Annotated in this window: 29 protein-coding genes; 15 read left to right on the top strand and 14 right to left on the bottom strand. The window is 61.1% G+C overall.

Annotated features, from left to right (window positions below; all coding sequences use genetic code 11):
* Nucleotides 1–15: 15 nt before the first annotated feature.
* Nucleotides 16–1,367 (bottom strand): IS3 family transposase gene (locus ACZK3J_RS14460; protein WP_478476001.1). Its coding sequence is split into 2 segments (ribosomal slippage): nucleotides 16–920 and nucleotides 920–1,367, totalling 1,353 coding nucleotides; the frame shifts between segments, so codons are not numbered across the junction.
* Between the two features lie 83 nt (nucleotides 1,368–1,450).
* On the opposite strand from ACZK3J_RS14460, the gene ACZK3J_RS14455 reads away from it, so the two are divergent.
* The 3 genes from ACZK3J_RS14455 to ACZK3J_RS14445 are packed head-to-tail and all read left to right on the top strand — an operon-like array spanning nucleotide 1,451 to nucleotide 4,739.
* Complete coding sequence (locus tag ACZK3J_RS14455; RefSeq protein ID WP_414577228.1) at nucleotides 1,451–2,158, top strand: hypothetical protein; 708 nt, start codon at nucleotides 1,451–1,453, stop codon at nucleotides 2,156–2,158.
* Nucleotides 2,159–2,181: 23 nt separating this feature from the next.
* Entirely contained in the window at nucleotides 2,182–3,951 is a 1,770-nt protein-coding gene (locus tag ACZK3J_RS14450; RefSeq protein WP_414577226.1) for an ATP-dependent nuclease, read from the top strand.
* On the top strand, nucleotides 3,948–4,739 hold the full coding sequence (locus ACZK3J_RS14445) for a hypothetical protein (protein WP_414577224.1): 792 nt from the start codon (nucleotides 3,948–3,950) through the stop codon (nucleotides 4,737–4,739). The genes ACZK3J_RS14450 and ACZK3J_RS14445 overlap by 4 nt, the downstream gene beginning before the upstream one ends.
* 138 nt (nucleotides 4,740–4,877) lie before the next feature.
* Here ACZK3J_RS14445 and ACZK3J_RS14440 read toward each other — a convergent pair whose 3' ends face one another.
* Nucleotides 4,878–5,216, bottom strand: coding sequence for a nucleotidyltransferase domain-containing protein (locus ACZK3J_RS14440; protein WP_046272133.1), 339 nt, complete (start codon nucleotides 5,214–5,216; stop codon nucleotides 4,878–4,880).
* Between the two features lie 165 nt (nucleotides 5,217–5,381).
* The gene (locus ACZK3J_RS14435) at nucleotides 5,382–5,858 is read right to left on the bottom strand and encodes a hypothetical protein (RefSeq protein WP_414577222.1); all 477 of its coding nucleotides are present in this window, start codon (nucleotides 5,856–5,858) and stop codon (nucleotides 5,382–5,384) included.
* 467 nt (nucleotides 5,859–6,325) lie between these two features.
* Between ACZK3J_RS14435 and ACZK3J_RS14430 the strand changes: the two genes are divergently transcribed.
* The 6 genes from ACZK3J_RS14430 to ACZK3J_RS14405 all read left to right on the top strand — a co-directional run bounded on the left by ACZK3J_RS14430 (nucleotide 6,326) and on the right by ACZK3J_RS14405 (nucleotide 10,654).
* Nucleotides 6,326–6,541, top strand: a complete 216-nt coding sequence (locus ACZK3J_RS14430; RefSeq protein ID WP_414577220.1) for a hypothetical protein — start codon at nucleotides 6,326–6,328, stop codon at nucleotides 6,539–6,541.
* Between the two features lie 31 nt (nucleotides 6,542–6,572).
* A complete protein-coding gene (locus ACZK3J_RS14425) occupies nucleotides 6,573–6,986 on the top strand; it encodes a hypothetical protein (protein WP_414577218.1) in 414 nt (137 codons plus the stop codon).
* A 105-nt stretch (nucleotides 6,987–7,091) separates the two neighbouring features.
* A complete protein-coding gene (locus tag ACZK3J_RS14420; RefSeq protein ID WP_478476000.1) occupies nucleotides 7,092–7,610 on the top strand; it encodes an H-NS family nucleoid-associated regulatory protein in 519 nt (172 codons plus the stop codon).
* A 2-nt stretch (nucleotides 7,611–7,612) separates the two neighbouring features.
* A complete protein-coding gene (locus ACZK3J_RS14415) occupies nucleotides 7,613–8,032 on the top strand; it encodes a hypothetical protein (protein WP_414577214.1) in 420 nt (139 codons plus the stop codon).
* Between the two features lie 431 nt (nucleotides 8,033–8,463).
* Nucleotides 8,464–8,883 (top strand): hypothetical protein, encoded by a 420-nt coding sequence (locus ACZK3J_RS14410; RefSeq protein ID WP_414577213.1) that lies wholly within the window; start codon nucleotides 8,464–8,466, stop codon nucleotides 8,881–8,883.
* A 28-nt stretch (nucleotides 8,884–8,911) separates the two neighbouring features.
* Entirely contained in the window at nucleotides 8,912–10,654 is a 1,743-nt protein-coding gene (locus ACZK3J_RS14405; protein ID WP_414577211.1) for a hypothetical protein, read from the top strand.
* Between the two features lie 146 nt (nucleotides 10,655–10,800).
* Here the strand turns inward: ACZK3J_RS14405 and ACZK3J_RS14400 are convergent, their stop codons facing one another.
* Nucleotides 10,801–11,115 (bottom strand): hypothetical protein, encoded by a 315-nt coding sequence (locus tag ACZK3J_RS14400; RefSeq protein WP_414577210.1) that lies wholly within the window; start codon nucleotides 11,113–11,115, stop codon nucleotides 10,801–10,803.
* A 301-nt stretch (nucleotides 11,116–11,416) separates the two neighbouring features.
* Nucleotides 11,417–11,722 carry a hypothetical protein gene (locus tag ACZK3J_RS14395; protein WP_132810413.1) on the bottom strand — a complete coding sequence of 102 codons (306 nt, stop codon included), beginning with the start codon at nucleotides 11,720–11,722 and terminating at the stop codon, nucleotides 11,417–11,419.
* A gap of 322 nt (nucleotides 11,723–12,044) precedes the next feature.
* Here ACZK3J_RS14395 and ACZK3J_RS14390 point away from each other — a divergent pair, with 322 nt between their 5' ends.
* The 4 genes from ACZK3J_RS14390 to ACZK3J_RS14375 all read left to right on the top strand — a co-directional run bounded on the left by ACZK3J_RS14390 (nucleotide 12,045) and on the right by ACZK3J_RS14375 (nucleotide 15,307).
* Nucleotides 12,045–12,188 (top strand): ribbon-helix-helix protein, CopG family, encoded by a 144-nt coding sequence (locus tag ACZK3J_RS14390; protein WP_223276969.1) that lies wholly within the window; start codon nucleotides 12,045–12,047, stop codon nucleotides 12,186–12,188.
* A gap of 46 nt (nucleotides 12,189–12,234) precedes the next feature.
* Nucleotides 12,235–12,942 carry an HNH endonuclease gene (locus ACZK3J_RS14385; protein WP_414577208.1) on the top strand — a complete coding sequence of 236 codons (708 nt, stop codon included), beginning with the start codon at nucleotides 12,235–12,237 and terminating at the stop codon, nucleotides 12,940–12,942.
* 197 nt (nucleotides 12,943–13,139) lie between these two features.
* On the top strand, nucleotides 13,140–14,522 hold the full coding sequence (locus ACZK3J_RS14380; RefSeq protein ID WP_478475999.1) for a competence protein CoiA family protein: 1,383 nt from the start codon (nucleotides 13,140–13,142) through the stop codon (nucleotides 14,520–14,522).
* The gene (locus ACZK3J_RS14375) at nucleotides 14,519–15,307 is read left to right on the top strand and encodes a DUF6988 family protein (protein WP_414577204.1); all 789 of its coding nucleotides are present in this window, start codon (nucleotides 14,519–14,521) and stop codon (nucleotides 15,305–15,307) included. Before ACZK3J_RS14380 ends, ACZK3J_RS14375 begins: the two co-directional genes overlap by 4 nt.
* A 90-nt stretch (nucleotides 15,308–15,397) precedes the next feature.
* Here the strand turns inward: ACZK3J_RS14375 and ACZK3J_RS14370 are convergent, their stop codons facing one another.
* On the bottom strand, nucleotides 15,398–15,598 hold the full coding sequence (locus tag ACZK3J_RS14370) for a hypothetical protein (protein ID WP_478475998.1): 201 nt from the start codon (nucleotides 15,596–15,598) through the stop codon (nucleotides 15,398–15,400).
* A 60-nt stretch (nucleotides 15,599–15,658) separates the two neighbouring features.
* Nucleotides 15,659–18,412 carry a UvrD-helicase domain-containing protein gene (locus tag ACZK3J_RS14365; protein ID WP_478476987.1) on the bottom strand — a complete coding sequence of 918 codons (2,754 nt, stop codon included), beginning with the start codon at nucleotides 18,410–18,412 and terminating at the stop codon, nucleotides 15,659–15,661.
* Nucleotides 18,413–18,575: 163 nt separating this feature from the next.
* Between ACZK3J_RS14365 and ACZK3J_RS14360 the strand changes: the two genes are divergently transcribed.
* Nucleotides 18,576–18,800, top strand: coding sequence for a hypothetical protein (locus tag ACZK3J_RS14360; protein WP_049463017.1), 225 nt, complete (start codon nucleotides 18,576–18,578; stop codon nucleotides 18,798–18,800).
* A gap of 69 nt (nucleotides 18,801–18,869) precedes the next feature.
* On the opposite strand, the gene ACZK3J_RS14355 is transcribed toward ACZK3J_RS14360, so the two are convergent.
* Together ACZK3J_RS14355 and acuI are read right to left on the bottom strand one after the other, a co-directional pair.
* Nucleotides 18,870–19,190, bottom strand: a complete 321-nt coding sequence (locus ACZK3J_RS14355) for a hypothetical protein (RefSeq protein ID WP_478475997.1) — start codon at nucleotides 19,188–19,190, stop codon at nucleotides 18,870–18,872.
* 128 nt (nucleotides 19,191–19,318) lie between these two features.
* On the bottom strand, nucleotides 19,319–20,308 hold the full coding sequence (acuI, locus tag ACZK3J_RS14350) for an acrylyl-CoA reductase (NADPH) (protein ID WP_478475996.1): 990 nt from the start codon (nucleotides 20,306–20,308) through the stop codon (nucleotides 19,319–19,321).
* A 101-nt stretch (nucleotides 20,309–20,409) separates the two neighbouring features.
* Between acuI and ACZK3J_RS14345 the strand changes: the two genes are divergently transcribed.
* Nucleotides 20,410–20,757 carry a winged helix-turn-helix transcriptional regulator gene (locus ACZK3J_RS14345; protein ID WP_107431662.1) on the top strand — a complete coding sequence of 116 codons (348 nt, stop codon included), beginning with the start codon at nucleotides 20,410–20,412 and terminating at the stop codon, nucleotides 20,755–20,757.
* 292 nt (nucleotides 20,758–21,049) lie between these two features.
* Here ACZK3J_RS14345 and ACZK3J_RS14340 read toward each other — a convergent pair whose 3' ends face one another.
* From ACZK3J_RS14340 to ACZK3J_RS14320, 5 genes are all read right to left on the bottom strand, one after another.
* Nucleotides 21,050–21,247, bottom strand: coding sequence for a hypothetical protein (locus ACZK3J_RS14340; RefSeq protein WP_032128612.1), 198 nt, complete (start codon nucleotides 21,245–21,247; stop codon nucleotides 21,050–21,052).
* A gap of 115 nt (nucleotides 21,248–21,362) precedes the next feature.
* Nucleotides 21,363–21,740, bottom strand: coding sequence for an EF-hand domain-containing protein (locus tag ACZK3J_RS14335; protein ID WP_478475995.1), 378 nt, complete (start codon nucleotides 21,738–21,740; stop codon nucleotides 21,363–21,365).
* A 26-nt stretch (nucleotides 21,741–21,766) separates the two neighbouring features.
* The gene (locus ACZK3J_RS14330; protein ID WP_049463022.1) at nucleotides 21,767–22,162 is read right to left on the bottom strand and encodes a hypothetical protein; all 396 of its coding nucleotides are present in this window, start codon (nucleotides 22,160–22,162) and stop codon (nucleotides 21,767–21,769) included.
* Nucleotides 22,163–22,252: 90 nt separating this feature from the next.
* A complete protein-coding gene (locus ACZK3J_RS14325) occupies nucleotides 22,253–24,217 on the bottom strand; it encodes a MacB family efflux pump subunit (protein ID WP_049463023.1) in 1,965 nt (654 codons plus the stop codon).
* Nucleotides 24,214–25,404 (bottom strand): efflux RND transporter periplasmic adaptor subunit, encoded by a 1,191-nt coding sequence (locus ACZK3J_RS14320; protein WP_478475994.1) that lies wholly within the window; start codon nucleotides 25,402–25,404, stop codon nucleotides 24,214–24,216. Before ACZK3J_RS14320 ends, ACZK3J_RS14325 begins: the two co-directional genes overlap by 4 nt.
* Between the last annotated feature and the right edge of the window lie 129 nt (nucleotides 25,405–25,533).

The following is a 25,533-nucleotide window of genomic DNA, read 5'->3' as shown; positions in this document are numbered from 1 at the left end:
GAGACTTGGACGGTGTCAGGCGGCCGACTGGGCCTGCTCCCGGTACTTTACCGGGCTCAGACCTTTCAGTTTCAGTTTGATGCGTTCTTCGTTGTAGTACTGGATGTATTCCACCAGCCCAGCCTCCAGACTCTCGAGGCTGTCAAAGCTGTTCAGGTAGAAGAATTCCGACTTCAGCGTTCCAAAGAAGCTTTCCATCGCCGCATTGTCCAGGCAGTTGCCGCGCCGGGACATGCTTTGTTTCAACGAGTGCTTTTCCAGCATGTGCCGGTAGTTTTCATGCTGGTACTGCCAGCCCTGGTCGGAGTGGATCATGGGGCGCTCATCCGGGGAAAGCTTCTTGATCGCCTCCTCCAGCATTTGACCCACCAGATCAAATACGGGCCGACGCTTGATCTGATAAGCCACGATTTCGCCGTTGTAGAGGTCCATGATCGGCGACAGGTACAGCTTCATGCCCTGCACCTTGAACTCGGTCACGTCAGTCACCCACTTCTGGTTGGGCCGCTCGGCATGGAACTGGCGATTGAGGTCATTGCCAACCACAACATTGGCCGCCCCCTTGAAGGCCTGGTAGCGCTTTACGCGCACCCGCGATTTCAGTCCCATCTCCCCCATCAGGCGCTGAACCCGCTTGTGATTGGTCCGATGACCCTGATTGGCTAATTCCAGCGTCACCGTGCGATAGCCATAGCGCCCTTGGCTTTGATCGTAGATTGCACGGATGCGCTCGCACAGGGCTGCCTCATCCTGATCCGGATGGGCCAGGACATGGTTCTGGTAATAGAACGTACTGCGTGACAGCTCAGCTGCTTCGAGCAGAAGCGACGGCGTATGAACCTGCCTCAATCCTTGGACGGCTTGCGCTTTGCGTCCTGCGCCGCCTGCTCTTCCCGGATCAAGGCATCGAGTTTTTTTAGGTAGTCGGTCTCCGCACGCAGATAGGCGACTTCCTTGAGCAGCTCATCGCGGCTCATATCTTCAGGCGGCTTGGACGAACGGGTCTTCTTCATCGGCTTTCGGGGCGGCGGCGGAGGGGGTGCCAACGCTTGGGCACCGCCTTGAGCATACAGGCGCCGCCATCGCCCCACCGCGCCGGCATCGCCAATTTGAAAGTAGGTGGTGGCCTCGCGCCCGGACAGGCCGTCCTGGCTCATCTTCTCCAGGACAGCCAGTTTGAACGGGAGGTCATAGGACCGGGCCTGGCGATGAAATCCCCGCCTACCATGCAGCCGATAGGTCGCCACCCAGCGCCTGACCGTGGAGAACTCCAGGCCGTGGCGACGGGCAATGGCTTTGACCGATGTGGAGGTCTTGCAGGCCTCCTTGGCGACCTGCAGTTTGAAACGCGCGTCGTATTTGTTCATGTATCCCTCGGGGTTGGATCTAGCGTCCAACTCCAGGGGGTTACTTCACCCAGGACCGAACGGTCACCGATTTGGTTGGCTGGTTGGATCACGAGGTCCGCGATCACACCGTCAAGCAGCCGGTGCTGCGCGAGTGGCTTCGAAAGTCCGTTGATGGTCTGCTGAATAGGGGTCTTTCGTTGGAGCAGTTGCTCAAAGGGCAGTTCGTCCTGCGTCGAAAGCTCGTCGAACAGCTCGCTGCCTCAAAGGCGAACGCTTACAAGCGAGGATTTCAACAGGCGTTGTTCGGAGGTGGCATGGACGTCGTGACCAGTGATGATCCTGGTCATTCTTACACCTACCCGGCCGACATGACGGCGTATCCTGCGCGCTACTACTACCAGGGGCCATATCGCTTCAAGAAGCATTACTACCCGGTCCCTGGCGATCTGAATTGGAAGACGGGAAAGGGCAAGGTCACCGAAGAGTTCGATTGCGCTCAGGCCATCGATATGATGGACGAGGTTGAGTTTTGGGTGCGAAACTTGGTTCACCCATCCCAGTTCTGGATGCCAACTTCTAAGCAGCGCACTTACCCGGATTTCGTCGCTCGTCTTACCGATGGGCGTCTGCTGGTGGTGGAATACAAGGGAGGTGACCGATTCTCCGCTGATCAGGAAAAGGAGAAGCGGTTGGTCGGACAGTTGTGGGCCGAGCGCAGCGACGGGCGGGCCGTCTACCTCATGGCGCAGTTGAGGGATGAAAACAACAGCAGCCTTACGGATCAGCTGAAGGCAGCGATCGGTGAGTAATCAGGATAACAGGGGGCAATGGAATGGCTGTCTACATCTCAAGTTTGGATGTTCTGAATTTTAGATCATGTGTTTCCACAAGCTTGCAGCTGACCAGCTTTACACCGCTGGTTGGGTTGAACAATTGCGGGAAGAGCAATTGCCTTACCGCGCTCCAATGGCTCGTGCGCAAGGCAAAGCTTGGTGTGGAAGATTTCCACGAGCCGACCCTGCCGGTGCAAGTGATGGGAACACTGCGTGGGATCACCGAGGCTGATCTGGCGGTCCTGGAGCAAAAGCACCGAAAGAAGATTGAAGGACACGTTCGGGACGGGGCGCTGATGGTTCGTCGCGAACAGCAGGTGCCTGGGGGCGACACCGAACTGACCGTGATGAATCCCGACACAGGCGACTGGGAGCCGAACCCTACGGGCATCGATAACGCCATCTCAGCACTCTTTCCAGATCCTATTCGCATCGGAGCAATGGAGAATGCTGAGGAGGACGCCAGTAAGGCCAAGACGACGACCACGATCGGCAAGCTGCTGGCCTCGATGCTTGCCGCTATCCAAGAGCAGCACGAGGAGGCCTTGACCCCGCACTTGGCAGCCATCCTAGGAATGATCTCTGCAGAAGGTGGGGATCGTTTTAAAGAGTTGGGTCGCATCGACGATTCAATCAATCGTAAGATTTCGGATCTTTTTCCTGGTATCCACATCAAGCTGGATTTCCCAGTGCCGGTCTTCAACGACCTCATTAAGGCGGGAACTGTCAAAGTTTACGAAGGGGAGGGGCGTGGACGTGCCTTCGGGTCATACGGCCATGGCGCTCAGCGCGCCATCCAGATGGCCATGGTCCGGCATCTAGCGGATCTGAAGCGTGGAGCAGCGGCTGCGGGCGGAGTAACGCTACTGCTGGTGGACGAGCCGGAACTCTTCATGCACCCGTTTGCAGTGGAGCAGGTGCGTGAAGCCTTGCGTGCGTTGTCAGAGGCTGGATATCAGGTCGTGTTCTCAACCCACTCTGCTCAGATGATCTTGGCCAAGGACGCGAAGAACGCGCTGCTAATGACGAAAAAGCATCCGGAGGGAACCAAAGCACGTCCGCGCATGCAATCCGTCGTAGAACAATTAGTGGACAATCCCACGCATCAACTCCAGCAGCTATTCAGCCTGACAAATTCGTCTCAGATATTGTTTGCCGACAAAGTCGTGCTCACAGAAGGGAAGACCGAACTCCGGCTGTTGCCATCCATCTTCCAGTTGGTGGCGGGCAAAACCATGGGGCAGTCATCGTTGGCAATTGTTGCGATGAGTGGGGTCTCGGATACTCGTAAGTCAATGGAAGTTTTGTCTGCCCTCGGGTTGCCTGCGTGTGCCATCGTGGACTTGGATTTCGCTTTCCGCCAAGCAACAAAGCATGGTTTCCTGCAGGCGGATGATCCCGATGTTGCTGCGTGCAAGAACGTTCTCGCGAGGATGGCAGGCGCGGGCCTCGTGTCTTTAGACGGAGCGTTGCCTTGCAAGGGGATTCAAGGGCCGGCTTCGAAGGCATTCGAGTTGCTTGCGGCCGATGACGAAGCAAAGCCCCACATCGCTGCTTTAATACAGAAACTGCGTGCTCAAGGCCTTTGGTTGTGGGGCGCTGGTGCCATTGAGCCTCACCTTGGGATTTCGGAGAAGTCGGAACACGCCTGGCTATCTCTCCAAGTCCGATTGGAGAGCGAGCCACTGGAAGATTGCTGCTCGGACGCAGATGGCATTCGATCCTTGATCGAATGGCTGGATGCCCCGCCTGCGGTTCAGCCGGCATGAGCGGCCGCGAGTGGAGCGCCTATCAGCTGGTGGATTCCGAACGGGAGCTCCGCGTCTCGGAGCATCGGTTCTACGTTGACCAGGCCAAGACCCGCCTTCTGTCTCAGTTCGCCAACATTGAGGCGGAGGCCGATCAAGCGGAATCCGAGCACTGGGAGCGCAGCGGTCAGTCCTTCGACCCTGACTGGCACGACCCTGGCGATCTAGCGGACGCTGCGCGCGATCACGGCCTCGAGTTCTACCAGCTTCTAAGTGAGATGCATGATCGAACCCGCCTCAGTGTCGTGGCTGGCATGTATCACCATTGGGACAAGACATTTCGACGCTTCCTCGTTCGTGAGTTCAGGTGGCCCAAGTTGGTGATCGGCGACAACACGCGGCGCGCTCTTTGGAAGCTGGATAGCGCGAAGCTGGAGAAGTTGCTTGAAGCCATCGGCTTGGACCTTTCTGCTCTCGCCTGTTACCCACGCATTGATGCCATGCGGTTGGTCGTCAATGTGTTCAAGCACGGGGAGGGGAAGTCATTGGACGATCTCCAGCTGCGCTACCCGGAGTTCTTGCGAGCAAGTTCTCACGGATGGAACTTGTTCGACGACACCGACATGGAGGTGTCGGATGTTCACGTCGATGACTTTGCTGCGTCTATTGAACTGTTCTGGCGTGAATTGCCGGCTACCGTAAAGTTCGACGAGGCAAACCTAAATGTTCCAGACGATTTTGCAAAGGCCTGGAACAAAGACCTTGAGGCGCAGAAGGTATCTCGCTTTGTCAAACAGCACGACATTTAACCGGTGTTGTCTCTTTGAGTAGCCCGGGTGAGCGCTTGGTTCCATCGAAATAGTGAAATGGTGGAATCGAAGCGCTGGTGGCTCAGGGCGGAAGTCGGGGCTGGGGCGGCGGCGTTAGGTGCTCCGGAGCGCGATGTTCTAACGAAACTTTTCGTAGATGAGCTTTCCCGACCGTTCGAGCCCCGCATGGAGGATCGGGGTTTCCTCGGGGCCATGGTAGAACTCCAAGTCAACCGGGATGGGCAGTCGTTGCGCTAGTTCGGCCTCCCAGTGCTCGGAGTATCGGCTGAAGGTCGCGAACCCATCGCTAAAGTCGACTCCTGGTGCCGCTGAAAGATCAAGCTCCACCGCGATGTCAATGTCGCTGTCGGGGCGATGATCGCCTCTTAGTCGGCTCCCGAACAAGTGGATCTTCGCGATGATAGGTTCTTGGCGAGCCCATTTCAGCAGCACTGCTTCGATCACTTCTAGGTCCATTGCAACTCCAATGTCAGATCTTCTGTCCAGCTGGGGCGGACTCTATCATCCCATGATGCGTGCTCTTGGATCTGCTGCCGCGCGCGCAGCAGCTTACCGGTCGGGCGGTGTATGCCGGCGACAAGCTATTCGGTCTTCAGGTAAAGCATGGGCGTCCCATCTCCCTCACGGGCCTACCCCCGATCTAAGCGTTCCATAGTTCAGCAGGTGAAGCAGGCACTCGGCCACGTCCAGTGCGGCGGCGGCCCACTCGTCATCATCGCCCAAATGCGGCTCTTCCTTGCCCCCGTGGAAGAGGTTGTTGCGCACCCGGCGTGCCGCTTCGACCAAAGCACCGGCATTGGATTGCTGAAGGGACAGGCGCTGGAAGACAGCGTGGTTGAGGCCGTTGACCACCGCCACCTCCTGGACCATCGGGCGGTCACGCGGAGGTGAGAGGATTTGCTCGCGCGTGCTGTCCGACACCCGATCGAAGAAGAGTGAATCGTCCAGTCGTGACACCGCCTCATCCACCGCGGACCAGTTCACCTGGGCCATTCGGTAGGGTCCGGCGCGAAGAAAGCCTGGATCGTTCTTGAGGCGAAACTCCAGCTGCGCGAACGCCCGCAGCAGGTCGAACGCGAGGAGATCAGAGACGGGCATGGGCGCCTTCAAGGTCGGTGGAGGACGTGGGCTTTTGAATCTGTCGGCCAGACGCCGCAGATTATGAGTTTAGCCGTCCCGTAGCACTGGACACCGCGCCGCTCTCTGTTTGCAGGGGGACAAGGAACACAGACGTATTCCAGGAAGGAGGGTGATCCTGGGCGGTGGCGAGAAGTCAAGGCGTGAGCGTTGCGGTGGCGGTGGCGGTGGCGGTTATGATCCTTACGTTTCAAGGCAGGCAATGTCGCGGAGTCACCTGCAGACTTGGGTGTGGGACGGGCAGTTCTCCTGGCAAGATTTTTAGCCCAAATAGCTTGTAGCAACAAAGCTCGAAAATGGTTTAACGTGTCCAAGCCGCCTGGTTCGGCGGTCTACAGGGGACGCATATGCAAAGGAAGAGCATGTGGTTGGCTGGCGCTCTGCTAGCCGTTTGTGGTCAGGCTTGGGCGGGTCAGGGGGAGGTGTGCTTGGCAGATAGCCAGAACACGCCCGCTGGCATCATGAAGCCTTTTGAGGACGCCACCGTCTTCCGCTGCAAGACGACCGGGGCGGTGACCGTCGCGCAGCTCTACGCGAAGGGTTGGCGGGTGGTCTCCGTGTTTCCGCAAAGCTCATTGGAGCCAGCGAAGCCCGGTGTGGTCAGCGTGGTCTGGACCATCGTGGCTGAAAAAGACGAGCGCTGAGCTCTGGACCTCCGGTTGAGAATCAGTGCTGATGCATCGATACCAAGAGGTTTCCCAGGAAGATCCATGGGGCTGCGCAGCCGCCTGCGTGGCCTCTCTCATGGCCATTCCGTATGCGCGAGCGAAAAGATGGCTGGAGAAGGAGAAGGGGCTGTCGGTGTCGGAGAAGCCCTATGGGTTCGAAATCGACGAGATAGCCAACGCCCTGTTTAAAAGGGGGACGAAGCTGATTGCCGACTGGAATCCCTCTTCGCCAGTCCCTGACGGCGCCATCCTGTGTATCTACAGCAGAGTTCGCTACCGCGATTTTCATTACGTCCTCAAGGTCCCAGGGGGTTACATGGACCCCTGGTTTGACTTGAAGAAAGGCCAGATGGTCGGCAAGGTGCGTGCGTCCCTGCCGAAGGGAACGAAGATCTACGTGGCACTTGTGCCGGCTCTTTGACCCGTGGTTCGCTCAAGGAGCGAGAGGCGTCGAGAGCTGGTGCTTAGGATGGAAGACTTCAGGGGGATCGGCTATAACCTTTGAATTCCCTAATGGAGCCCTCCCTTGGCCCTGACCACCCTGAAGTCCCTCAACGCCGAAATCAAACAGCTCGAAGCCCAGAAGAAGCTGGTCGAGAAGCGCGACGGTGAGGTTCCCAAAGCCCTGGCGGTCCTCCAGAAGTATGCGAAGGTCCTCAGTCCGGCTCAGCGGCGGCAGGTGGCCAAGCTCATCGGGGAAACGATCGACGCCAAGCCGGTGCGTGCCGCCAAGGCTGCCGCGGGGCCCCTCAAGGGACGCAAACTTGGCAAGGTGGCGCCGAAGTATCGCCTCCCAACTGGTGAGACGTGGGCGGGCCGTGGCTTGGCCCCCAAGGCCTTCACCGTGTGGGCCAAGTCCGCCGAGGGCAAGGCGTGGGCGCAGGCCAACCCGGGCAGCAAGTTCCCGTCGGCCGATGGGACGGTCAAGAAAGCTCCGGCCAAGGCGGCCAAGACGGCGGGCAAGCCGGTGAAGAAAGCCGCACGGAAGGCCGTCAAGAAACCTACTAAAAAGCCCGTTGCCAAAAAGGCGAGCAAGAAGGCCTGACCATGCGCGGCCTGTTCCCCAAGAAGAAGAGCCGGCTCTCGCCCCAAGGCAAGGCCATTGCGGCCGCCCACGCACTCCTGGACACCATGGAGGGCCATCTTGACGAGAAGGCGGCTGGGCGTTGGTTGCGAGAGGAAGTAGGGCTTCAGTGGTCAATGCTGACCTGCCTTCAATACCTCTCTGGAAAGGAAGCCCTGGGCGCGCTAAAGGCGCTGCCAAACGACTGGTCGGAGCGCGGTCGCACCAAGCAGCACCTCCAAACCGCTTCCATCCTGGCCGCCCATGCCGTAGGAAACGTGCGGCAAGACGGGAGAATGCTGTGCGCGAGTGACTTTGCTCACGAACTCAGAGGAAAGACAGTCGAGCAGTGGTTGGCTGAGGCTTCTAACGGTGCGGCGAGCGGCGCGGGGCCAAGCGTCTAACAAAATGGCATCGGGCCGTTGGCAGCGGATCCGTCAGCTCAATCTCCGTCTGTGATCGGAGGCGCCACCACCCCTAGCGCCTCTAGGCATGCTTTGACCTCGATCTTGCCCCTGGTCGCCGATTGTGGATAGAGCATGTTTGGCTCCAGATGCTTTGTCTTGTTGGCATTCTTTGGGCCGGCAATGCCGTGTTCGAGAAGCCCCTCTATTTTCAGATCGTTAGCTCCTTCGATCGAGGCCGCGCTTCACCCAGTGGTTGCAGTAATCGGGATCTCAAGCTGGGCGCTTGTCGGCCGCTAACCTCACGGACGACCAGGCTTGTGGTGCCAGTTGCGCAAGGGGCGGGGGCACAAACCATGTTCTCCGCTTTCTCAATGCGTGCGACAAGATTCGGTTCCACTGGCGTCCCAACCAACACAAGGAGCTTCAAGATGGCATTGGATATTTCGGCCGCCCAGGCGCGCGACAACATGTCCGCGGTGCGCGATCAGTGGGTGACGGCACACTTGGAGCAGATCACTGCGGTGATTTCGACCGCCTCCGATAGCGGCGAGATGGCAGCTTCGTATGAGCTCCAGGTGGGCGTGAGCGAGGAGGCTGGGCTTGAGCGAGTCATGGAGGCCTTGACGGTCCAAGGATTCTCTGTAGTTCGGCGTGGTAAGCGCACTGTTGTTAAGAAGTCGGCTGTGCGACGCAGCCTTGCTGACCTCGCTGCCGGCAATCCGGTGCCGGAGGGCGAGACGGGTCACAAGGAAGATGTGGTGTTGGATATCAGCTGGGCCGAGGAGGAGGAAGTGTCCGAAGACGCAAGTGGTTTCAGCCTGCCGCTGACCCCGGCGCCGTTGATCTGATCACCTCGCCAAGCGAAAGGAGCTCGTTTTGAACACGATTGTTTCGGCTGCAGACCTCCGCCGGACGGCGCAGCAGCGTTCCGACGCCTGGGCGGACAAGGTGCTGTCCACGTTGACCAGCCACATCGATGCAGCGTCCCGCGGCGGGCATGGCGCGCTGCGCTTTGTGATGGATACCCCAGCGATCGCTGGCGGATTGGAGCGGGTGTTGAAATCACTCGATGCTCAGGGTTTTGTGGTCTCCAACGTCGCAGGGGAGGGTGAATGCCCGATTCTGGTGATCCGTTGGGATGAGACTGCTGCGTCCGTGGTCATGGGAACGGTGGCGTTGTCCGATCCGCCCGGTATCGGCAACCTGTATGAAATGTTGTCAACGTCGGCGGTAGCCGTCGCCTTGGAACGCACCCAGATCAACAAGTTCCACACCAAAGGTGGAACGGGCTTCGCCGCCGAAGAGGCAAACGCGTTTGCCGACATCCTTGCTGGCCGTAAGGTTGAGCAGGTTGGCGCGGACAATTCGCTCAATGGCCCGGATCGAATCGTCGATGGCGTTCGGATTCAGACCAAGTATTTCGCGACGGCGAGGGAAACGGTTGGATCGGCGTTTGGAGCGGATGGGTATCGATACGAAGGGCAGTTGCTCGAAGTGCCCTCCGATCAGTATGAGGACGCAATCGAGCTGATGCGCAAGCGCATCAGCAGCGGTCAGGTGCCGGGGATCAGCGATCCGGCGGAAGCCGAGCGCATCATCAAGAAAGGCAGCACGACTTATCGCCAGGCGAGGAACATCGCCCGGGCCGGCAACATCGATAGCCTGACCTACGACATGAAGACGCAGAGCATCGCCTCCAGCTATGCGTTTGCGATCTCCTTCTCCATCAACTTCGCTCGGCAAAAGTGGGATGGACGGACCAACATGGAGGCGCTCAATGGTGCGCTGACCATGGCACTGGAATCCGGTGCAACTTCCTTTGTTTCTGGGATTGCCACCGCCCAGATCCTGCGAACCAAGGCCGCGGCCATTGGAGTGGTGGCGGCCCGGGATGGGGTCAAGTTCGTGTCCCAGAGCGCCCTTGGCCGCAGTGCAATTCAGAAGGTCGCTCAGGTGTCCTTGGGCAAGGCTGTCTACGGGGCCGCTGCAGTCAACCACGTCGCCAAGCTGTTGCGGACCAATGCTGTCACAGGGGCTGTGACCACTGCCGTGATTTCTGGCCCGGACTTCTACCGGGCTGCGTTCAGTCGCAACATTTCTTGGGCGCAGTTCGGTAAGAATCTGGCGGTCAACGGCGCAAGCGTAGCCGGCGGTGCTGGCGGCTGGATGGCTGGCGCTGCGGGTGGGGCTGCCGTTGGTTCGGTGGTTCCGGTCATTGGCACCGCTGCTGGTGGGGTGATCGGTGGCATTCTGGGAGCGCTGGCGGGTGGTACTGCGTCCAGTGTGGCGTCCAAATACCTGCTTGATGGGCTGGTGGAGGACGATGCCAAGGAGATGCTACGCCTGCTTCCTGGCTATGTAGAAGCCGTGGCGAATGACTACTTGCTATCCGAATCGGAGACCAATGCGTTGGTTGAGATCATCAAGTCTCGGCTCAACGCGTCGTTCTTGAGGGACATGTATGCGAGCAAGGACAGGGCTCGGTTCGTCTACCAAGCCTTCGAACCGGATTGCGAAAAGATGGCCAAGGCGCGCCCAACGGTCACGCTGCCGAAGGAGGCCGTCGTTCAGGCTTCCCTCGACGAGATCGAGGAAGAGGTGCTGAACGAGGTTGAGTAACGCGGCTGGCCGTGGCCCGGAGAGTTGGTACCGGGTATTAGGGGGGGGGCGCTGAAAGTCTCTTCGAGCGTCCCCTAAGAAAAGACCCAGCGCCTGATTAGGCTCTGGGTCTTCTTTTGCTCCGTGGGCACCTCTGCGTCGCGGTGTCAGTCTTGGTGCTTCTGGTCGCTATTCTCGACCTTGGTCACTTTGACGATGGTCGCATTGTCGATGTCAAAGTCTCCGGTGATGGCGCAGATGTCGTCGATCTTGCAAGAAGCAAAGATCTTCGGTGCAACGTTCTTGTCTTCCACCTCGAAATCGAAAGTGCCTGCATCGGGGGTTTCAAAGTTGCAGGTCATGATCCCGCATCCATAATGGCCGACGATGCGCTCACCCTTCAGGATTTCCGCATGGGCAAGCGCTGGCAGGGCCAAGACAGCAACGAGAGCGAGGGTGGTGGTGCAATAAAAGAGTTTCATCCCGAGTCCTTGAGATTTTGTCAATTCGCTTGGATTCCAAGCATGTGCGCGCCACGTCTTTGGCACTTAGGTTTATCGGAACGACGGCGAGAATCTTGATATTCTGACTTGCCATGTTCTGGCCAGGCTGTCCTGCAGAAAATGGATAGAAGCTGCCCGGTGACACTCCCTTGTGGCGCGTCACTTGGTGGTTCCCCGCACTCTCGGTCACTGGCCAAAAACAATAGTCCTAAGGTTTCTAGATGCGTTTCCAGTATGGCTAGCTGAAATCGGGTTTCAATGGTCTTACTGTCATTCGATCTTAAGGAGGGCCGATGTTACTTGTTCCGTGGAATCCATCGCGTTCACCGATCACCGAAACGTGGTTCCTGCGATACGCATCGTCCGTGTTACTGAACAAGGATATCTCGATTTTCGGCAGTGTCGCGTCTGCCTCGCTGGCTGCTTCGTCGTGTGGTCGAGAAGCTGGGAGCACCTGCTTGAGCATTAGCACCTTCGTCGTCTTAATTCGCTCAGCTTCGGCGTCTCGCCTGAAGGCGTAGAACAGCGCCGCAACAACGACCACGGCGAGAGCCGCGATGAGAGCGTAGGTGGTGATGGTGGACATGGCGTTCTCCAGATTCCTTCTGGAATGTTCTCATGCATCAGTCAGGTACAAAGTTGTGCTCAAGCGAACCTCCTATTGCTGGGCTAGGTCGGTTTGTTGGCCGCGTCCGGAGGTTGGGGGGAGGAAAGACAGCCGCGAGAAAAAAATAGCGGCCACTCGCCGCCGTTTTGCATCTGGGTAGTCGAAGTTCGCTCAGCCCGGGCCGACACGGTTCCGGCCCCAGTAGCCATGCGGATCACCGCTGATCGACAAGTGGTTCGGCGTTGGCGTGGGTGCTCACCGTGGCGAGGCTGTCCACGTGAGCCGGCCACCTTACGTGCAGATGGCCGTTCGCGTGCCACGGCAGCTGAAAGAGCGGCTGGAGCAGGCGGCGGCCCGGGAGGGGGTTCACGTCAGCGAGTTGGTACGGCTGTTGCTGAGAGATGGTCTGGACCAGCCACGGGCGATCTCTGCTGGCAGCTGGTAGGGAAAGCGGGCACCATTCTCGGGTGTCTGACAAAGGCGGGTGGGGCATGGTCCGTCGTTATCCCTATGAGCGCCTGGGAGATCAGGTCTTTTCCGACGGCATGATCGGTTGCCGGTTTCAGCGTGTGGATCTCAACGCACGTTTTGGGATCAGCGACGAGCTGAGGCAGTTTTTTACCCAGCATGGGCGATGTGCACGCTGCAACGGAACGCTGGAGGATTGGAGCATTCACGAGGCGTGCAAAGCAGGTGCTCGCCGTTTCTTCCAGTCCTCCGATCTGGAGGTGCTCTTGCCCTTGGATACCTTTCATGCACATTGGAAAGTCCGCGTCCGAGAGACACGTCGACGAACGTCGTTTCACCGGGCCTTGAAGTCGAAGGCGGCGCCGGGCTCGCGCACCGCTGAGCAGATTAGGGCGGTGCTGGCACTCCAGGAGCGTCGCTGCTACTACTGCTACAGATCCCTCGAGGGACCGGGTGGTGCTGTGAACGGCCCAGGCGAGCCCACCAGTTGCCACGAGGATCACTACGTGTCCTTGCATCACGGGGGGAGCCACTTCATCTCCAACATCGTGTTGGCATGTGTGAGTTGCAACTCGCGCAAATCGGATCTGCATGGGGACGATTTCGTTCGGGAGGCGCTCGAGCAAGCAACGCTGGCGAGACGCCGTCAATTGTTGCGTATCCACCAGAATCGAGCAGCGAACGCTTTTCGCTTGGTGGTTGAGGTGGTGGTGGATGCTGGCGACGATTGACCCTTGGTTGCTGTTCCCCTGCCGGCGTTGATGTGTTGGGTGCCAATGCCTTTCGGATCAGGGTCTCATCTGGCGAGACAGGTTCTGACTAAAGTAGTTCCATGGAGAGAACCGTCCTTTACATGCCAGCTGCGAAGCGATCCCACGATTTGGTCTGGGATCGGAAGGGTGGCGAATGCTTGACGTTGGAGGCCTTCATGGAAGGCCGGGATTACGGAGAGGTCGTCCGGGATGGGCGGCTGGCGGCCGAACTGGAGGTGCTCGGCGGCATCCCGAGGTTCATGTGCCCCTATTGCCAGGACACCATGGGCGTGAGGTCCAAAGCCATCCGTGCCCGAACCGAATACCGTTTCTACTTCGATCACCTCACGGCTCGCCACCGCGAAACCTGCACCGGGCGTAAGGGATATTCGCCCCAAGCCATCCTGGCGCGCCGGTTTGGGCTGTGTAAGGAGGGCGCGCTCCACAAGGCGTTCAAGGAGTGGGTGAGGGACAGCTTGGATGCTGATCCGTCTTTCCATGAGACCAAGTTGGAAGAACGCTGGTGGGACATCGAGGGTGTGAAGTGGCGCCAGCCCGACGTGCAGACGCGGCGGGACGGCCAGTGGTGGGCCATCGAGATCCAGCTTTCCACCACCTTCGTTCACGTCATCGCGAAGCGGATGCTGCACTACCGGAAGAACGGAGCGCGCATGCTGTGGCTCTTCAAGGACTTGGATCTGGATCAGTTCCGCTTGTCCGAAGACGACCTGTTTTTCGCCAACAACCGCAACGCGTTTCGGGTCACGCCCGCCACCGTGGCCCGCTCCCAGCGCGAGGGCCGCTTCTGCTTGGAAGGCGTTTGGCTGGAGCCCCGCCTGGAGAGGGGCACGATCCGCGACGTGGAGGTGCGGCGGGAGGTTTGCTTCGACGATCTCACGTTCGACACGTGTAGCCGGGGCATCCCTCGGGCCTATGCCTTCGACTACGAAGGGCACAAAGCCCAAGCAGAAAGGGACCGAATAGCTTGGCAGGAGGAGCAGGTCTGGAGCCATCGGCGAGAGGCTTTCGAGACCTTCTACGTGGCCCTGCTGCGGGGAGAGATCACCGACTACAAGGAGCGCGACCGCCGTTGGGAAGACTTGCGCCGCTTGTTCTCCCCGGTGGGGATCACGCTGCCGGTCTATGCCAAGGACGCCCCCGAATTGGACCGACTGCTGGTGATTGGCTATTCGATCAAGCACGGCGAAGGGCGCCCGATGGGCATTGGGTTTGAAACGCTGGCCGAGCTGGGCCACCACGCCCACAAAATCTGGTCCAAGAGCTTGTGGTTCTACCGTTGCATGCTCCGTGCTCACCACCAATTGAAGACGGTCGTGTCCCAAGATCGCACCGGAAAGCTCCAGGCAAAGATGAAAGGCGTGCTCACCGGTTTGGCCCGGGGGGAGACCACCTTTGCGCCCCACCGGTCCTGGGATCCCCTCATGCTCCGACTGTTCCCCGAGGTGGGGCCTTTGTGGTTGGCGGATCCAAGGCAGGTGGCGACAGATGCCTTGAAGCCGCGCCAGCAGGCAAAGAAACTCCAAGAGGCGATGGCATGAAGGAAGACCCGTTGAGCCGCGGCATTCAATCGGCGCTGGACGCTCGTGCTACCAAGCGCCAGCCCACGGCGTTGGACATCGCACCGGAGGCCAGAGAGGCCAAGGCCAGCCTGGAATCGAACATGTCTTGCATGGCCCGCATCACTGTTCCCGCCGGCAGTGAGCGCCACCGGGTGACCTTCCAGCTGTTGAGGGCATCGATGGACTACGGCCGTGCGCTGCTGTTCCTCCTGGAGACCCATCCCATCGATCTCCCCGCAGTGGGCTTGGCGATGCACCGCTCCCAGATTGAGCAATTCCTGCGGGCAGTGTTTGTCCAGTCCCTTGCCGACGATGAACAGTTGGAGGACTTTCTCCAGGAAGATCGCGGCCCCCGAAAGAAGAACGAGAAAGGAAAGTGGGTGGCTATTGCCCTCAAGGACCTGGCCGCGGACGTGGAGCAGACCATTGCACGCATCGGGCAGGACGATGAGCCTCAGAAGCTGGCTCGGACGGTGACCAATTCGTGGGACCCACTGTGCGGACTGGTCCATGGCGGGAAGGCCATTCGGGTGATGTATCAAGATCCCAATGGGCAGATCGGGGCGCACGTGCCAGCAGCCATTCTTTTTCAGACCACCGTCAACGCGGTGGCCACCACCAACTTGTGCGTCATTGCAGCACTGACGGCAGTTGGGGTTGGGGCCTTCGAGGAAAGCCCCGTTGTTGAGCAGTGCGCCAGCGGGATGTTGCACTACATGCAACGGAGGAAAGCTCGCATGGAAGAGCTGGCCTGGCCGCCTTAAAGGACCGGACGCGCATCGTCGCGCGGCTCTGTATCCTCACCAACGATCGGTGGCAGGGGAGTTGCAATCGCAGGTCCGCGAATCCTCGATTCAGGCGGCGTGCCTTCTGACCAAGAGGTCCAAAATTGAGTCTGCTGCGTCAATTAGGGGCTTTTCGATGAGGACAAGCTGGGCCGATGCCTTGAATCTCTCAAGAAGTGCTGCTCCATACCCCGGTGGGTTCAGTTCAACGTGGCTGCTGGCCTCCGCTGCGTTGAGCTCCAACATGTTTAGTTCAATCAGCGTCGTCATGGCAACAGGGGGCCGGGTGGGTCGGTATGGGCGGGCGCATATGGGTTCAGCTGAACGCACTTACCCGCGTCGCCCAACCTTCGGCTTGTTGTGGCACAACGGATAACTTGAGCACGACCGGAAAGCCCCATGCGGCCCATTGCGGTCCACAAACACGCCGACCTTGCACACTGGGCAGCGTTCTTCATTGATGGCCACGCCAGACAGGCTTGTTATTTCCACTGCCCCGTCCTTCACCAGCTCGTCCAGGAACGGCGAGTGCTTGCCCTGCAGGGTGAACATGGCTACCGACCGTCGCGCCCGCGTCAGCGCGACATAGAACAACCGCCGTTCTTCGCTCAGTGGGTAGGTATCCCCATCCGGCATTGCCAGGGAAAGCACCGGGTCATCCGCGCGCAGGCTCGGGAAGCTGCGGTTGATCATGCCCGGCAGGATCACGTAGTCCGCTTCGCGCCCCTTCGATCGATGTGCGGTCAGGAATTCGACCTCCATCGTGCTGCCGAAGGCTGTCTTCCAATCCAAAGGCATCGCGCTGCGATCGGCGCGGTAGCGCCCCAGGATGAAGACCGTCACGCGTCCGTTGTGCCCTTGCGGCACCGCCCCGGACAACAACTGCTGATGCAGCTTGGCGAGGTACTGGCGAACGCCATCCTGCACCTCCTCACGCCGATTCATCTGGAACGCCTGCAGCACCGGGCCCATGGCCGTTGCAGCTGAGCGAACTGCTTTGGCGATCTGCGCGGGGTTGCGGCTGATGAAGCGGCTGGACACATCGCAGAGCGCCTGTGGGCAGCGGAACGTCTGCTCCAGTTTCAGCACCTGGCCATGGCCCATCCACTCGCGGAATCCGGTCATCACCGAAACGTCGGCCCCGGCGAAGCGGTTGATCGACTGCCAGTCATCGCCCACTGCAAACAGATACCGGCCGGGGCGGCTGACCAACGCACGGCAGAGGCGTGCGCGGGCGCGCGATGCGTCCTGGAATTCGTCGGCCATCACCAGTTCGTAGGGTGATTCATAGTGGCCCTGTTCCAGCAGCCCGGCCGCCATGTTGAGCATGTCTTCGAAGTCGATGCCACGCTCGTCAGCCAGCGCGTTGTCCCAGGCCTGGAAGACCGGCCCGGCGATTTCCAGGAAGCGACGGTGTCGCTCCTTGAACTGATCCTCGGGCATCTGCCGCAGGCGCGCGGCCATGTCATCCAGCGTCAGGCAGTTGCTCTTGGCATGGGCAATGAAGGTGCGCATCAAGCCGATCAGGTCCGCGTCCGGCATCGGCTTGGCGCCCTGCTCGGGGAGCTCGCGGTCCGGGTTCGGGTCGAGCTCGATGTCGCACTCGCCCAGCTTCTCTGCGAGGTCCAGCAGGGCATGCCCGCTGCGCAGGCCAAAGGATGTCGTCTCGACAAGGGCCGTGCCGCGTGCCACATGCTGCTTGCGCTTCCAGTGCATCCCTTCGCTGTAGTTGGCAATGTGCTTCGGCGGCTGACCATCAGCATCCAGCGCAAAGTGCTCGTGATACAGCCCGGCGTCCGGGTAATAGAAGTCGGGGCGATACTGGCGATGGGTGTCTGTCGCGGTGTCGAACTCGTAGCGTCGCTCGTAGTCGTACGTCACGCCGTTGTAGAAGAGCCAGTCGGCGATGACGCACTCTTCCAGGCTCTTCACCCGTTCCCCCTGCAAGGTACGGATGTAGGGCGTGCCATCGCGGTCGTAGCCATCGGCCTCCATTTCCGCGCCGAATGGCGGCAGGTCGCGCCCGAACACCAGGCGGAACATGTCCCATTGGGTACGGAAGTGGGTCGAGCGATCCTTCAGATCGTCCACCAGTTCGGCCAGCTTGTTGAAGCCCAGAGTGGCGTCAGTGGTCCATTCGGGGATGTCGGGCTTGCGACCGGTGGCCTTGGCGACGATGGCCAGGCCGAGGGCGTGGAAGGTCCGGGCTTCAACCACGGTGTCGCCCATGCCGAGCCGGTCGAAGCATTGCTGCGCGCGCTCTTCAAGCTCCCTGGCGGCGTCCTTGTTGAAGGCGAGCATCACGATCCGTTCGGGTTCGACAAAGCCGCGATCAATGGCATAAGCGGCCTTGGCGACCATGGTGGAGGTCTTGCCAGAGCCAGCGGAGGCGACGACCTGCACGCGGTTGTCGAAACAGATGACGGCGCGGGCCTGTTCGTCGGTCAGCGGCTTGCTCTCGACCCGGTCCAGGAAGTCCTTGGCCAGTACCCGTTCGCGCGCTGCCATGGTTGCGTTGGCGTCGGCCCACGCCGCGGGCCAGTCCAGCTGCCAGTCGCCCAGGGCGTCCAGTGCTGCACGGTGGCTGGGCGAATGCAGGTCCTCGTGCACATCCTCATCCAGGAACAATTGTTCCAGCTCGCGCGGCGGGAGCGGCAGGGCGGGGCGACCGGCCAGCAGTGCCTGCTGTTGTTCGTGCGTGATCCAGCGGCGGCCGGTGCTGCCCCGGTCGATGAGGGCATCTGCTTCGGCCAGCCACGACTGGATCTGCTCCAGAATCGTGTCGAACAGTGCCTTGCGCCCGCGCGTGGTACCCGCAAAGCGCACCTGCTGCAGCGCTGCCGCAAGCCGGGAAGCCTGGCTGTTGGACAGTCCATCCATGGTCAGCACGCCGTCGCCCTGGGTCTGCAGGACGACCTTGGCCCAGAAGAGTCCAGGGATGACCTGCACGCGCTCGTCGCCAGCCACGTGTTGCCGGTACTGGCGACCTTCAATCAAAAGCTCAACATGTTCGCCGTCAAGTCGCAGCCACCAGTTCGGCGAGCGGGTCACACGTAGGCCCCAGCCCGAGGGGCGCCATTCCATAGACATCCAGATACTGCCTTGCATACGTCAACTGGGCTTGCAGAGCCCTTACCCCTCCATGATAAGGGGCCTTGACCACGCGCGTGGCCTTTCGCTTCATGGTCGGCCGTGCGACCGGTTTCATTGACGTGGGCGAAGGCCGTTGCCAGCATGAAGCCTGTGGATGTGGACGCCGATCATGGAAATCGACTGGAACAGTGTGGGTACCTTGAAGCACACCGTCGGCGGCTACGATATCCGCACGGATGCACTGAAGATTCTGGTGACCGCTGCAATGCAGGGGCACGAAGGTGATGCCTCGCAGATGCGCATCGAAATGGAGGACGGCGTCGTGTTTCTGCCAGACGAGATCAGGCGCCTGGCACTGGCGCGGAGTCGCATCCGCTAGCCTCGCCGATCGGCACTGGACCTGGTTGCCCTGCGGCAGCTCCAGGTGCCAGCACCTGCCGGCACGGAATCACTCGTAGACGCGGTCCTGCCTAGTTGGAGGCACCTCAACCAGGTCTCCCCGCCGGATCAGCTCATCCAGATCCACTGCCGATGCCGCCAATGCCTCCTGCGCATCGAAATCCCATTTGTTCCTGTACTCACGCGCCAGGAGATCGCAGACCGCCTTGGCGCGCTGGTAGGCATCGCTCTTCGCGTCATCCTGCATCAGCTCATCGCGATGGATCTGGCAGAGCATCAGCTGGTGTGCGTCTTCGCCGCGCACACGCTCCCAGGAAATGTCGGGCAGGCCGGAAAGAGCGGTCGCAAGTGCGAGTGCAGTCATTGACATGGCGGTGTCCACAGTCGGCGGAAACCTGAGCGTATGCGAGCAGCAGTGGCAAGCGGCCATTGCTGCGCGCATGGTTTCACGGCATGTTCACCATTCGTTGCCGGATGGAATCCGCTGGGGAGGCTTCCTCAGGCATTCACATCCACCACTATCCGCCCACGCACCTTGCCCGGAATGATCTGCTCGTAAACCTCAAGCACGTCGGCAAGCCCAATCAGCTGCACCGTGCTTTCAAGCTTCTGCGGATCCAGGTCGGTGGCAAGCCGGTCCCACGCGCGCTGGCGGACGTCCTGCGGCGCGTTCACCGAATCCACGCCCGCAAGGGTCACGTTGCGCAGGATGAAAGGCAGCACCGAGCCGTGCAGCGCGTCGCTCTGCGCCAGGCCGCACGCGGCCACGGCACCGCGGTACTTGGTCTCGGCGATGGCGTTGACGAGGGTAGGGCCGCCGGCCACATCCACCACGCCGGCCCAGCGTTCGGCGCTCACCGGCCGGTCGCGTGGTTCCGAAAGCTGCGCGCGGTCGATGATTTCGCTCGCACCCAGGTTGTGCAGATACTCAGCATGCTCCGGGCGCCCGGTGGCGGCCACCACGCGATAGCCCAGCTTTGAAAGGATCGCCACCGCAATCGAGCCGACACCGCCGTTGGCGCCGGTCACCAGCACATCGCCCTTGTCGGGCGTCACGCCGGCATGTTCCAGGGCCAGCACGCACAGCATGGCGGTATAGCCCGCGGTGCCGATGGCCATGGCGTCACGGGTGGTCAGGTTGCCGGGAATCCGGTTGAGCCATTCACTACGCACGCGCGCACGCTGTGCCAGGCCGCCGTGGTGACTCATGCTCAGGCCCCAGCCATTGAGCACAACGCGGTCGCCTGGCTTGAAGTCGGCCCTGCTGGATTCCAGCACCACGCCTGCCAGATCGATGCCGGGAATGAGCGGGAACGTCCGGATGACCGGGCTCTTGCCGGTGAGGGCAAGCGCATCCTTGTAGTTGAGCGTGGAGTACTCGACCTGCACCAGGACGTCGCCGTCCATCAGATCGGCCTCATCAAAATCGACCAGATCGGTCGAAACCTGGTTGTTCGTCTTGCGGGCGAGCAGTGCTTTGAACGTCATGGAGGGGCTCACATTCAAGGAATGGGGCCATGCTAGGCTCGTACTACTATTGCAACAAGAACGATGATTTTTCGTAGGTACTATGGTTTTCCGGAGTATGCATGCGTAGCAAGCGTTGGGATGGCAAGAGCGGTTGCGCGGTGGAGGTCACGCTGTCGGTCATGGGTGGCGTGTGGAAGCCTGTCATCCTCTTTCACCTGATGACCGGCAAGCGTCGCTTCATGGAGCTGACGCGGCGGGTGCCCAATGCCACCCAGTCCATGCTGACCAGCCAGCTGCGGGAGCTGGAAGCTGATGGGGTGGTGATCCGCCATGTCTATGCAGAGGTGCCACCGAAGGTCGAGTACGAGCTGTCCGAATTCGGGCGCACGCTGGTGCCGGTGCTGCTGGCCATGCGCGAGTGGGGCGAAACCTATCGTGGCCATAGAAGCACGGACAGCGACAGCTGAGGTCTGAAGCGTAGCGCCGAGTGTGGTCGACATGGCCCGAGCACCCCGCAGCGTTTCGGAGGCCGTAGCAATCGCGGTAGTGCAGGAGGCAGCGCATGTGGGGCGCTGCCTCGCTTCGTGAAGGGCGGCGAGCAGGATATCGAAGTGCAGGCGCGCGAAAATAACGCGATGCGGATGGGATGAAATCACTCCGCCCACGCGTATGGAACCTCTTCAGTAGCACGGGGCAGCGCCTGGCAGCCAATGCCAGCCCCCGCAATGGGGGCCGGCACACATCACGGCAGTGCGTGACTTATGGGATGGTGCAGCCGCTGTTCCGCAGGCAGCGGGCAAAAGCCGGGTAGCACACCTTCTCGCCATTGCCCGCTGCGAGGCAGGCCTCGTAGGCGGTGTAGCACGGGGTACAGCGGGACTGCGCGGAGGCACTGCCGATTCCCAGGGTCAGTGCAGCAGCCGCAATAGCAACAGACAGCTTGAATCCAATCTTCATGCTTCACTCCGTTGATAGCCCTCCTTGGGCACCTCGGAGGCTAACGTGGGAAGAGGGTGTATTCAACCCGCACCGAGCCCGGATGGGTATCCATCTTCAGCGCCCCGCCCTGGATTTACTTTGTTGGTGCGTCTGCAGTCTGAGCGGCCACCATGGCCTGTTGCATTTCCTTCAGCGACAGATAGCCATCACCATCGGTGTCCAGGCCCGCGAAGTACTTCGCGATCTCCGGCACCACGTTGGCTTCCTCCTTGCTGATCCTGCCGTCTTTGTTCCTGTCCATCGCGGAAAACGCGGCGTCGATGGAATCGGCCTGCTTGCTGAAACGTTCCTGCTGAAATGTCGCGTACTCGACCTTGTCAACGCGTCCGTCGTTGTTGGCATCCATGGCGGTGAATGTGGCGTCGATGTAGGCCTGCTTCGGGTCGGCCGGTGAGGCCTGGGCCAGCAACGGGGCAGTGCACAGGGCGATCAACAGAGTGATCCTGGTCATGGGTGATTCTCCTTGAAAATTGCAGATCAGCGGCAGGGATAGGCGTAGCCGTCGGCGCCGCGATAGGTGTCGTTGCGGCGGTCGTAGTTGCCGTAGCGGTTCATGCAGTAGTCGGCGCGCTCGCGGGTCTCGCGCTCGCGTTTGGCGGCAGCGGCAATCACGCCGGCCACCACCGCTGCACCTACCACGCCCACCACGACACCGGCGGTCTTGGCATCGTGCCGGCGCTCGCGTTCGCGCTCATGATTCCGCTCACGTTCGCGCCGTTCCCATGCATCGCGCTCCCGATCGCGGTAGTCCTGGTTCCACTGCGGGTTGTAGCGGTCGCCACGCTGCGCATGGGCGTCGCCGGCGTACGGCATCAACACCAGCTGCGCAGCGACCGCCAGAATCAGCGCGGTTCTTCCTGTCTTCAGAAACATCGTCCAGCTCCTGTGCGGACATCGTTGGTAGCCGTAGTACACCCTGCAGACATTGCGCGAACCTGCCGTCAGGGCGAGCAATTGCAGCGGCTATCGAACCAGCGCCTCCACAGGATCCAGCTGTGCGGCACGGCGTGCCGGCAGGAAGCCGAAACCAACGCCGATCAGGCTGGAACACACGAATGCAGCCAGAATCGAATTGACGGAGAACACCAGGCTGAAGCCCGCATCGGCCAGCTCCATGACCGCGCCCAGCGCCAGCGCCACGCCGATGCCGAGCACGCCACCGAGCAGGCAGACCAGCACCGATTCGATCAGGAACTGCTGCAGGATGTCGCTGCGTCGCGCGCCCACCGCCATGCGCACGCCGATCTCGCGGGTTCGCTCGGTCACCGAGACCAGCATGATGTTCATGACCCCGATTCCGCCCACCACCAGTGCGATGGCAGCGATGGAGCTGATCATCATGGTCAGGATGCCGGTGGTCTGTTCAATGGATCTACGGATCTGCGCGTTGTTGCTCATGTAGAAGTCGGTGCTGCCGTGGCGGCGAGTCAGCAGTCGCGCGATGGCCTGCTCAGCCGCTTCCATGCTGATCGCATCCGAGACGCGCACGGTGATGCTGGAGACGTGGCTCTGCCCCAGTACGCGCGCCATTGCGGTGGTGTAGGGCAGCCATACCCGCAGCAGCGATGCATCACCGGCCGCACCGGCGTCCTTCTTCACCACACCCACCACGCGCACCGGGACATTGCCCACCAGCAGGGTCTGCCCGATCGGATTGTCGGTCGCGGCGAAGAAGCGTGCGCGGGTATTGGCGTCGATCACCACCACCTGCTGGTAGCCGACCACGCCGGGTGGACCGAAGAAGGCGCCCTCGCCGAGCTTCAGGCCATGCACGCGGAAGTACTGCTCGCTGACGCCCTGCACCTGCACACTGGCAGAGCGATTGCCGCGCAGGGCGGTGCCGCTGGTGGCAACACCCGGGGTGGCGCTGTCCACGAATGGCTGCCGGGCCAGGGCCACGCTGTCGCCGGGGGTGAGTGTTTCCACCCGCGCCGAGTGCAGGTCGCCAAAACCGGAACCGGGATAGATCTCGATGGTGTTGGTACCCAACGAGGAGATGTTGGACAGGATGGCCTGCCGTGCACCGGTGCCCAGTGCTACCACCGCCACGACCGAAGCAATGCCGATGATGATTCCGAGCATGGTCAGGAAGGTGCGCATGCGGTGGGCGTTCATCGCGCGCAGTGCCATGCGGAAGGCTTCAGCGAACCGGTCCCGCCAGACCTGCCAGCCGCTGCTACCCACGGATTGGGGCGCGGCTGGCGTCGCCACGCCCGCTGCCAGAGCTGTACCGGTTGCACGATCATCCACGATCCGCCCATCGCGGATTTCGATGATGCGCTGCGCATGCTCGGCCACGGCCATGTCATGCGTGACCAGCACCACAGTATGGCCCTCGGCGTGCAGCTCGCCGAGGATCTTCATCACCTCTTTTCCGGAATGCGTATCCAGCGCACCCGTGGGTTCGTCGGCGAAGATCACCGCGCCACCATTCATCAGCGCACGCGCAATCGAAACGCGTTGCTGCTGGCCGCCCGAGAGCTCGCCAGGGAGATGCTGCATGCGCTCGCCCAGACCCAGCCGCGACAACAGCGTGGCTGCCCGTGCATGGCGTGCTTCGGCAGGCATGCCGGCGTAGATCGCAGGCACCTCCACATTGCTCAGTGCAGTCAGATCGGTCAGCAGGTGGTAGCGCTGGAAGATGAAGCCGAAGTGCTCGCGGCGTAGTTCGGCCAGTTCATCAGGCGACATCTGCGCGGTCTCGCGCCCGGCGATCTGATAGACGCCAGCGGAAGGGCGATCCAGGCAACCCAGGATGTTCATCAGCGTGGACTTGCCCGAACCGGATTGGCCTACGATGGCCACCAGTTCACCTGCGTGAATATCCAGGTCGATGCCGTCGAGTACCACCAGTGTTTGCTCGCCCGCGGCAAATTCACGGCGTACGCCGCGAACGCGCAGCAGTGGCTCGGTCATGGTCGTACTCATTTGGGCTGAGCGGGTGCGCTGGTGGCTTCGACGTTGGCCTGCGCCAGCACGACCTGTTCGCCTTCGTTCAGCCCGTGGCGTACTTCCACCTGGATCTGGTCATCCAGCCCGGTGGTGATGCGCCGCGTGCTGGCGCGGCCGTCGGCACCACGGACCTGCACGCTGTAGCTGCCATCGGCGGCGCGCGCACCCAATGCGGCCGAGGGAATGGTCAGTACGTCGTTGGCGCGGCCCAGCACGATGCGAACCTGCGCGGTCATGTAGCTGCGCAGGCGGCCATCGGCGTTGTCCACATCGAACTGGCCGTTGTAGTACATGGCCGTGCGGCTGCCACCCGACACCGCCGGTGCGGCGAGGCTGGAACTGTCTTCGTTGGTGATCGATTCCGGTGCTGGCGCTATATCCCGAAGCCTGCTGCTGTAGCGGCGGCCGGCATCACCAAGGATGGTGAAGAACGCCTCCTGCCCAACAGCGGTGTGTACGACGTCAGCCTCGGAGATCTCGGCGTACACCGTCATCACGTCCTGATCGCCCAGCATCACGATGGTCGGTGCGCTCTGCACCGCATTCACGGTCTGCCCCTGGCGCGCGACCACGGCCAGTACGGTGCCGTCGGTGGGGGCGGTGATGCGGGTGTACTCCAGGTTGGTCTGCGCGACATCGACGTCGGTCTGTCGGCGCGCAACTTCACCGTCCAACGCGGCGATCTGTTCACGGGTGGCGTCGACCTTGGCCTTGGCTGCATCGAAGTCGGCGCGGGCCACCAGCTGCGCGGCAGCCAGTTGCTGCTGCCGATGCAGTGTCAACTCGAACTGGCGCAGGTCGGTCGCCAGTGCATCGCGGTTGGCGCGCGCGGTGCGCTGTGCGGCCTGCGCGCTCAGCAATGCATTGCGCTGCGTGCGCGAATCGATATCGGCGATGGGATCGCCGGCTTTCACTTTGTCGCCCAGTTTCACATGCAGGGTGTCGATGCGGCCGGAGACCTGCGCGCCCACGCTGACCAGTCGCGAGGGCTTCAGCGTGCCAGTGGCTTCCACCACCTGTTCGATGCTGCCGCGAACGACCGGCGCAACCTGCAGTTGCGGAGGTGGTGCGGGCCGCAACCATGCGAACAGAATCAGTGCGCTGAACAGCAGGGCGGTAGCAATCATGAGCGCCCGGCGGCGCTTGCGTGGTGCGGCGCTCATCGGCGCAGCATCCAGTAGAGACAGGTCATCGCGGGTCCTCGCGGCAGTAGAGACACACGTCTGGCGTGGCAGACGGGGTTGGCCGTCGAGTCTCGATGCGCTGGATTGCGTGAACCTTGCGGGGCTATC

The organism is Stenotrophomonas sp. 86428_Sma (assembly GCF_056481585.1).
The sequence above is the reverse complement of the archived record's forward strand: the minus strand, read 5'-3'. Positions and strand labels throughout refer to the sequence as shown.